Below are 7,775 nucleotides of genomic sequence, written 5' to 3'. Positions count from 1 at the left end.
AGATTCTTGTATTAAAATTTGTGCTAAAAATTCAAGTAATGAAGTAAAAAATGTATTAAATAAATATTTAGATACTTTAGATGGTGATTATATGTTAATTAGCAATGCTTTAATTTTAAATAGTTGTAAAGAAGCTAGTGAAGCAATTTTTCGTGCAAAAGATTTATTAAAAGAAAATTCTCTAGAACTTTTTGCTTTTGAATTAAATTTAGCTATAAAAGCAATATCAAAATTTACAAAAAAATTTGAAAGAGATGAAATTTTAGAAGAAATGTTTAGTAGCTTTTGTTTAGGTAAATAATAAAGGAGATGAAGTGAATAAAGAAATTATTAGACAACATAAAATTAGCGACGCAGAGTATCAAGAAATTTTAAATATATTAGGCAAAGAACCAAATTTATTAGAACTTGGAGTTATTTCAGCAATGTGGAGTGAGCATTGCTCGTATAAATCAAGTAAAAAATATCTTAATGGATTTCCCACTAAGGCTCCGTGGGTAATACAAGGTCCTGGTGAAAATGCTGGAGTTATTGATATAGGAAAAGGAATGGCTGCTGTTTTTAAAGTAGAAAGCCACAATCATCCAAGTTTTATCGAACCTTTTGCCGGTGCTGCTACTGGTGTGGGTGGTATTTTACGAGATATTTTTACTATGGGTGCAAGAGTTGTTGCAAGTTTAAATTCTTTAAAATTTGGAAATATCCACGATGAAAAACTAGGAAAACATCAAAAATATTTAGTAAAAGGCGTAGTAAATGGAATTTCACATTATGGTAATTGTATGGGAGTGCCTACAATAGGTGGAGAGTGTGCTTTTGATGAATGCTTTAATGGAAATATTTTAGTCAATGCTTTTGCACTTGGTATCTGCAAAATTGAAGATATTTTTTATGCAAAAGCAGAAGGTGTAGGAAATCCCGTAATCTACGTAGGTTCAAAAACTGGTCGCGATGGGCTTGGAGGAGCTGTTATGGCTAGCGATAGCTTTAATGAATCAAATAAAAGTTTAAGACCTACGATTCAAATTGGCGATCCATTTGCTGAAAAACTTTTAATGGAAGCTTGCCTTGAGCTTTTTAAAACCGACTATATTATTGGGATACAAGATATGGGTGCAGCAGGACTTACTTCAAGCTCTTTTGAAATGGCTGGACGCAGTGGTAGCGGAATGAAACTTTTTCTTGATAAAACTCCTATGAGAGAAGAAGGTATGACACCTTATGAGTTAATGCTTAGCGAATCTCAAGAAAGAATGCTAATTTGTGCAAAGCAAGGTTGTGAAGATAAAATTATTGAAATTTTTAATAAATGGGGGCTTGATGCGGCAATTATAGGCGAAGTAACAAATACAGGCAAAATGGAGCTTTTCTGGCACGATAAATTAGTAGGCTTAATACCTATTGAACCACTAAGCGAAAAAGCACCGATATTAAATAGACCTATTAATCGACCAAAATATCTAGATGATATCAAAGATTATAAATTTAAATTGGAAATTTCCACACAAGAGGCTTTTGAAAAATTACTTGCTAATGAAAATATTAGCAATAAAGCTTATATTTATGATCAATTTGATTCTAGCGTTCAAACAAATACACTAAAAAGCGATGGTAATCTTGGAGCAAGTAGCATAAGAGTGAAAGAAAATAATTGCTTACTTTCTATGGCAATTGAGTGTAATTCAAGATTAAATTATGTAGATCCTAAAATTGGAGCCACAGCAGCAGTTGCAAGTGCTGGTAGAAAAATAGCTTGTTCAGGAGCAAGACCTTTAGCTATTAGTGATTGTTTAAATTATGGTAATCCTCAAAATCCAGAAGTAATGTGGCAGTTTGCCCAAGGATGCGAAGGTATTAAACAAGCTTGCAAAGAACTTAATACTCCAGTAGTAAGTGGCAATGTATCTTTATATAATGAAACAAATGGTGCAAGTATTTTTCCTAGCCCTACTATAGCCTGTGTTGGAGTCAATAAAAATGCAAATAAAATCTTAAATTCTTTTTTTAGTAAAGATACTCAAGCTATCTACTTAATAGGTAAAAGTAAAGGAAATTTTAGTGGTTCATTGATTTCAAAAATTTTAGATCAAAAAGTTGCAGGAACACTTGAGGAGATTGATTTTAAAGAAGAATTAGAACTTTGGGATTTTTTACTTGAAGCTAACGAATGTAATTTGCTAGATTGTGCAAATAGTGTTGGTATAGGTGGTATAGCTATGACTTTAGCTAAAATGAGTGCTAAAGGAGCATTGGGTATTCTTGCAAAAAGTAATTTTATTGATGAAAGTTATGTTTTTGAAGAAAGCCCGACTAGAGCTATAGTAGGAGTAAAAAATGAAGAAGAATTTATCAAACTTACTCAAAATTTTAAACTTAATTTTTTAAAGCTTGGAGTAATTAATGAAAATGAATTCATTTTAGATAATATAAAAATTTCATTAGAAAAATTACAAAAACTTTATTTTGAAAAATTTGAAGAATATTTAGGATAAAAATGATTTTTATTATTTTATTATTTGCTATTGTGGCATTTTATTGGTATTACAAAACTTGGGGAAAACAAGATTTTTTAGATCCTACTATTCGTGGAACTAAAGGATTTTTTAAAGGATTTACTCATGGAGTAATGGAAGAAAGAATAAATGAACTTAAAAGAAAAATGAATTATTATACTATAGCACTTTTAGCAAAAATAGCTAAAAGCGATGGTAGAGTAAGTCAAGATGAAGCTGATATGATAAGTCAAATTTTAGACGCAAATGCTAAAGATGAAAAAGAAAGAACATTTTTAAAAATGAGTTTTAATGAGCACAAAGAAAATCTAAATGATGCATATTATGTTGCAAAAGATTTTATGAAAGAAGTGCCTTTGCCTAAAAATGAACGTTTAAATGTATTGAGAGTTTTAGTATTTATGGCATTAATTGATGGAAAATTAAATACTAAAAAACAAGAAATTTTAGAACAAATAGCCACAGCTTTTAATATTGCAAAATCTGAACTTAACGCTTTTATAACTAATTTATCAAATTTTAAAAATTCCAAACAAGAAATGAGTTTAGAAGAAGCTTTTAACACCTTAGAGCTTCCAAACACAGCAGATTTAAATGCGGTAAAAAAACAATATAGAACATTAGCTAAAAAATATCATCCTGATATTTTAAATGCAAATAATGTTAGTGAAAACGAATTAAAACTTGGTATAGCTAAATTTCAAAAAATCAATGAAGCGTATGAAAAAATCAAAAAATATTTAGACAAAGGATAAAATTATGAGAGCATTATTAAGTGTGAGCAACAAAGATGGCATAGTTGAATTTGCAAAAGAACTCAAAGAGCTAAATTTTGAAATTCTTTCAACTGGAGGGACTTTTAAACTCTTAAAGGAAAATAATATTAAAACAACTGAAGTTAGTGATTTCACACAAAGTCCTGAATTATTTGAAGGTCGTATTAAAACTTTACATCCTAAAATTCACGGAGCTATTTTGCATAAAAGAAATGATACCAATCATATCCAGCAAGCTAAAGATAATGATATTTTAAGCATTGATTTAATATGTGTTAATTTATATCCTTTTGAAAAAACCACTATGACAAGTAATGATTTTAATGAAATTATAGAAAATATTGATATTGGTGGTCCTGCTATGATAAGAAGTGCGGCAAAAAATTATAAAGACGTTATAGTAGTATGTGATATTTTAGACTATAAATATGTAATTTCAACTTTAAAAGCAAATGAAAATAATGAACAATTTCGCTTAAAATTAATGATAAAAGCCTATGAGCATACAGCATATTATGATGCTTATATAGCAAATTATATGAATGAACGTTTTAATAATGGATTTGGAGCAAATAAATTCATAATAGGCCATAAAGTCTTTGACACTAAATACGGAGAAAATCCTCATCAAAAAGGTGCTTTATATGAATTTAATAACTTTTTCTCTAATAATTTCATCACATTAAAAGGTGAAGCAAGTTTTAATAACCTAACCGATATTAATGCAGCCTTAAATTTAGCAAGTGCTTTTGGTGAAGCTCCAGCAGTAGCTATCGTTAAACACGCTAATGCTTGCGGTTTTGCTATAAAAGAAAATTTATTACAAAGCTATATTTATGCTTTAAAATGCGACAATGTAAGTGCTTATGGTGGAGTTGTAGCCATCAATGGAAAATTAGATAAAGAATTAGCACTAAAAATCAATGAAATTTACATAGAGGTGATTATAGCTGCAAATATCGATGAAGAAGCTTTGGAAGTTTTTAAAGACAAAAAGCGTATTAAGATTTTTACTCAAAAAACACCATTTTTAATACGAGCTTATGATAAATATGATTTTAAACACATTGATGGAGGTTTTGTTTATCAAAATAGCGATAAAATATCTGATGATGAAATCAAAAATGCTAAACTCGAAAGTGAAAGAGCAGCAAATGAACAAGAGCTTAAAGATCTTGAAATAGCTTTAAAAATTGCTACTTTTACAAAATCAAATAATGTAGTTTATGTTAAAGATGGGGCTATGGTTGCTATTGGTATGGGTATGACTAGCCGTATTGATGCTGCAAAAGCTGCTATTAATAAAGCTAAAGAAATGGGGCTTGATCTTAATGGATGTGTCTTAGCTAGTGAAGCATTTTTTCCTTTTAGAGATAGTATAGACGAAGCAAGTAAAGTTGGCGTTAAAGCCATTATAGAACCAGGTGGAAGTATAAGAGATGATGAAGTTATTCAAGCTGCAAACGAATATGGTATAGCACTTTATTTTAGCAAAACGAGACATTTTTTACATTAAATTCCATATATTATAAGTTAATAATGTATAAAATAAAACAAATATTAGAAAGGATAAATAATGAAAAAATTACATTTTATAGGATTAATGGCTTTTATGTTTAGTGCTTGTTCGGTAACAACTTTAAGTGTAAATGATATACAAAATAAAGAATTTAACATCACTCATTTTGAAACTGACAATAAAGTCTATATTGCTCCTAAAAATACACAAACAAGTATTAATTTTGATAACAAAGACAAAAGAGTATTTGGAATAGCTGCTTGCAATAGATTTTTTGGAACTTATACAGATAAAGAAAATACTATAATAATAGATAACAATCTTGCTTCCACTAAAATGCTTTGTGATAATAATTCTATGGAATTTGAAAATAATTTTCTCAAAAATTTTAATGGAGAATTTAAAATTAGCAGTAATGATACTAACATTATCTTAGATAATAAAAAAATGAAAATATATTTAAAATAAGTCTTTAAGACTTATTTTATGCAAGCTAGAATTTCTTCGCAAATCTTTCTAGGCTCTAATGCTTTATAAATAGGTCTTCCTACAACTATAAAATCAGATAAATTTTCTTTTGCACATTGGATATTAGCAACTCTTTTTTGATCATTTATCTCTTCTTTGAAAGGACGAATTCCAGGTGTTAAAGTAATAAAATCTTTGCAAGTAAATTCTTTCACTAATAAACTCTCATAAACTGAGCATACCATACCATCTAATCCACTTTCATAGCTTATTTTTGAAAAATTTTTCACAGCATCATTGATATTTTGATGGTATAAACTACTAAATTCAGTATTATCAAAACTAGTAAGAGCTGAAACTGCAAGTATTAAAGGCCTTTTGTGTAAAGCATTTAAACGATCCATAATCGTAATCATAGCGGTTTTTCCAGCACTTGCGTGGATATTAATCATATCTACATCTATCTTTGCAAGTTCCTCACAAGCATCAGCCATTGTATTTGGGATATCATAAATTTTTAAATCTAAAAAAATCTTAAATTCATCAATCTTTTTTATACTCTCTATTAATTTAATCCCGTCTCTTAAATAAGATCTAAGGCCAATTTTAATCCAAATATCTAAACCTTTTAATTTTTTAGCTAAATCAATACACTCATCAAAACTAGCAAGATCAAAAGCTACACAAAGTTTCATTTTATTTCCTTGCTAATTTTATCTAAAACTCCATTGACAAACTTAGGCGCATTGTCTCCTGCCATTTCTTTTGCAAGCTCTATTGCTTCATTGATAATAATGGCTTTTTGTGTTGAAGTAAATAAAATCTCATAGGTGCCTAAACGCAAAATAGCTTTTTCAATATTTGCCACTTCATTAAGCTTATGCTCTTTTAAATAATTATTAATTTTTTCATCTAAAATTTCTAATTTTTCATTAATTCCTTGATATAAATCAAGAGTAAATTTTCTCTGATTATTACGAATTTTTTTTTCATCTAAAAACTCATCAATAAATTCTTGATTTTCTTGATGAAGTTCTGCAGCATATAAAAGTGAAATGATACTTTGTCTCACTTGATGTCTTGTTGCCATTATTAAATCCTGATTTTATTAATCAAATTTAACATCTCTATTATTGTAAGCATTGCTTCAAAACCCTTATTTCCAGCTTTACTTCCAGCTCTTTCAATAGCTTGCTCAATTGTGTCTGTGGTTAAAACCCCAAAACTAACTGGTATATTTGCATTTAAACTCACATTTGCAATACCCTTGGTAGTTTCAGCAGCAACATAATCAAAATGAGGAGTGCTACCTCTAATAACAGCACCCAAACAACACACAGCATCAAATTTTTTACTTTCTAAAATCTGTTTTAAAGCAAAAGGAATCTCAAAAGCACCAGGAACTAACACAAGATTTAATCTCTCCTCTTTTCCTCCGTGTCGAATAAAAGCATCTTTTGCACCCTCGACTAAACGATCTGTTATAATGTGATTAAATCTAGCATTAATAATTGCTATATTTTCATCACCTTTTAAATTTAAATTTCCCTCTATGATTTTCATTATTTTCCTTTTTAAATAAGTTCTTTAATTTTTAAAAGTGTATCTACACACTTTTTAAGTCTTGATATATCAAGCATATTTGGTCCATCACATAAAGCTTCACAAGGATTTAAATGAGTTTCAAAGAAAAATCCATCTACTCCAACAGCTGCAGCAGCTCTTGCTAAAGGCTCTACAAATTCACTTCTCCCACCGCTACTACCGCCATTTGCTCCAGGCATTTGCACACTATGAGTTGCATCAAAAATTACAGGAGCATATTTTTTCATTATAATCAAACTCCTCATATCTACAACTAAATTTCCATAACCAAAACTTGAACCACGCTCAGCTACAAAAATTCCATTATGCTTAGCTACCTCATATCCTTCTTCATTTATGCCTCTAGTTTGCAAAATCTTGCTAACACTATATTTCATATCATCAGGATTTAAAAATTGTCCTTTTTTTATATTTATTTTAGCTTTAGTTTTTGCTGCAGCGACTAATAAATCTGTTTGCCTGCATAAGAATGCTGGTATTTGCAATACATCTACAACTTCAGCCACAACACTAGCTTGAGAACTCTCGTGAATATCTGTTAAAATTTGCATACCAAATTTATCTTTGACTTTTTGTAAAATTTCTAAACCTTTTTCTATGCCAGGACCCCTAAAACTATTTATACTAGTTCTATTTGCCTTGTCAAAACTTGACTTAAAATAAAAATCAATCCTATCATCTTTTAAAAAACACTCTAATTCTTGTGCTACTTTAAAAACAAGCTCTTCACTCTCTATCACACAAGGACCAGAAAGCAATATCATTTTTTGCATTTTATATCCTTATTTTTGTATTTTATTTTTAACCCATATATTCAATCATTTCACAAAAAGAGCAAAAAATTTAAATACTAAACTCATTATAATCCATAATAAATAAAACAATGCTTTTAAT

At 29.2% G+C, this 7,775-nt stretch carries 8 protein-coding genes and 1 pseudogene; 5 read left to right on the top strand and 4 right to left on the bottom strand.

Annotated features, from left to right (window positions below):
* From QZ429_RS07110 to QZ429_RS07090, 5 genes and pseudogenes are all read left to right on the top strand, one after another.
* Positions 1-301, top strand: a pseudogene (locus QZ429_RS07110) (tRNA uridine-5-carboxymethylaminomethyl(34) synthesis GTPase MnmE); the annotation flags it as partial.
* A gap of 13 nt (positions 302-314) precedes the next feature.
* Entirely contained in the window at positions 315-2,492 is a 2,178-nt protein-coding gene (gene purL / locus QZ429_RS07105) for a phosphoribosylformylglycinamidine synthase subunit PurL (RefSeq protein WP_291953228.1), read from the top strand.
* Between the two features lie 2 nt (positions 2,493-2,494).
* A complete protein-coding gene (locus QZ429_RS07100) occupies positions 2,495-3,268 on the top strand; it encodes a molecular chaperone DjiA (RefSeq protein WP_291953227.1) in 774 nt (257 codons plus the stop codon).
* A gap of 4 nt (positions 3,269-3,272) precedes the next feature.
* Entirely contained in the window at positions 3,273-4,805 is a 1,533-nt protein-coding gene (gene purH / locus QZ429_RS07095; protein WP_291953225.1) for a bifunctional phosphoribosylaminoimidazolecarboxamide formyltransferase/IMP cyclohydrolase, read from the top strand.
* A 60-nt stretch (positions 4,806-4,865) separates the two neighbouring features.
* Positions 4,866-5,276 carry an META domain-containing protein gene (locus QZ429_RS07090; RefSeq protein WP_291953223.1) on the top strand — a complete coding sequence of 137 codons (411 nt, stop codon included), beginning with the start codon at positions 4,866-4,868 and terminating at the stop codon, positions 5,274-5,276.
* An 11-nt stretch (positions 5,277-5,287) separates the two neighbouring features.
* Here the strand turns inward: QZ429_RS07090 and pyrF are convergent, their stop codons facing one another.
* The 4 genes from pyrF to kdsA are packed head-to-tail and all read right to left on the bottom strand — an operon-like array spanning position 5,288 to position 7,654.
* Positions 5,288-5,971: an orotidine-5'-phosphate decarboxylase gene (gene pyrF, locus QZ429_RS07085; RefSeq protein WP_291953222.1), complete on the bottom strand. Its 684-nt coding sequence runs from the start codon at positions 5,969-5,971 to the stop codon at positions 5,288-5,290.
* Positions 5,968-6,366: a transcription antitermination factor NusB gene (gene nusB, locus QZ429_RS07080; protein WP_291953221.1), complete on the bottom strand. Its 399-nt coding sequence runs from the start codon at positions 6,364-6,366 to the stop codon at positions 5,968-5,970. The genes pyrF and nusB overlap by 4 nt, the downstream gene beginning before the upstream one ends.
* 2 nt (positions 6,367-6,368) lie before the next feature.
* Positions 6,369-6,839: a 6,7-dimethyl-8-ribityllumazine synthase gene (gene ribE / locus QZ429_RS07075; protein WP_291953219.1), complete on the bottom strand. Its 471-nt coding sequence runs from the start codon at positions 6,837-6,839 to the stop codon at positions 6,369-6,371.
* An 11-nt stretch (positions 6,840-6,850) separates the two neighbouring features.
* Positions 6,851-7,654, bottom strand: coding sequence for a 3-deoxy-8-phosphooctulonate synthase (gene kdsA, locus QZ429_RS07070; protein ID WP_291953217.1), 804 nt, complete (start codon positions 7,652-7,654; stop codon positions 6,851-6,853).
* Positions 7,655-7,775: the final 121 nt, after the last annotated feature.

It is taken from the genome of Campylobacter sp., from assembly GCF_020024835.1.
In the GTDB taxonomy this organism is placed as follows: domain Bacteria; phylum Campylobacterota; class Campylobacteria; order Campylobacterales; family Campylobacteraceae; genus Campylobacter_D.
Note: the sequence above shows the minus strand (reverse complement) of the source record. Positions and strands in the feature narration are given on the sequence as shown.

What these genes read in the sequence shown, in the direction of transcription:
- QZ429_RS07090 (WP_291953223.1), top strand. Translation starts at nt 4,866, where the DNA reads ATGAAAAAATTACATTTTATAGGATTAATGGCTTTTATGTTTAGTGCT.
- pyrF (WP_291953222.1), bottom strand. Translation starts at nt 5,971, where the DNA reads ATGAAACTTTGTGTAGCTTTTGATCTTGCTAGTTTTGATGAGTGTATT.
- kdsA (WP_291953217.1), bottom strand. Translation starts at nt 7,654, where the DNA reads ATGCAAAAAATGATATTGCTTTCTGGTCCTTGTGTGATAGAGAGTGAA.
- nusB (WP_291953221.1), bottom strand. Translation starts at nt 6,366, where the DNA reads ATGGCAACAAGACATCAAGTGAGACAAAGTATCATTTCACTTTTATAT.
- ribE (WP_291953219.1), bottom strand. Translation starts at nt 6,839, where the DNA reads ATGAAAATCATAGAGGGAAATTTAAATTTAAAAGGTGATGAAAATATA.
- QZ429_RS07100 (WP_291953227.1), top strand. Translation starts at nt 2,495, where the DNA reads ATGATTTTTATTATTTTATTATTTGCTATTGTGGCATTTTATTGGTAT.
- purH (WP_291953225.1), top strand. Translation starts at nt 3,273, where the DNA reads ATGAGAGCATTATTAAGTGTGAGCAACAAAGATGGCATAGTTGAATTT.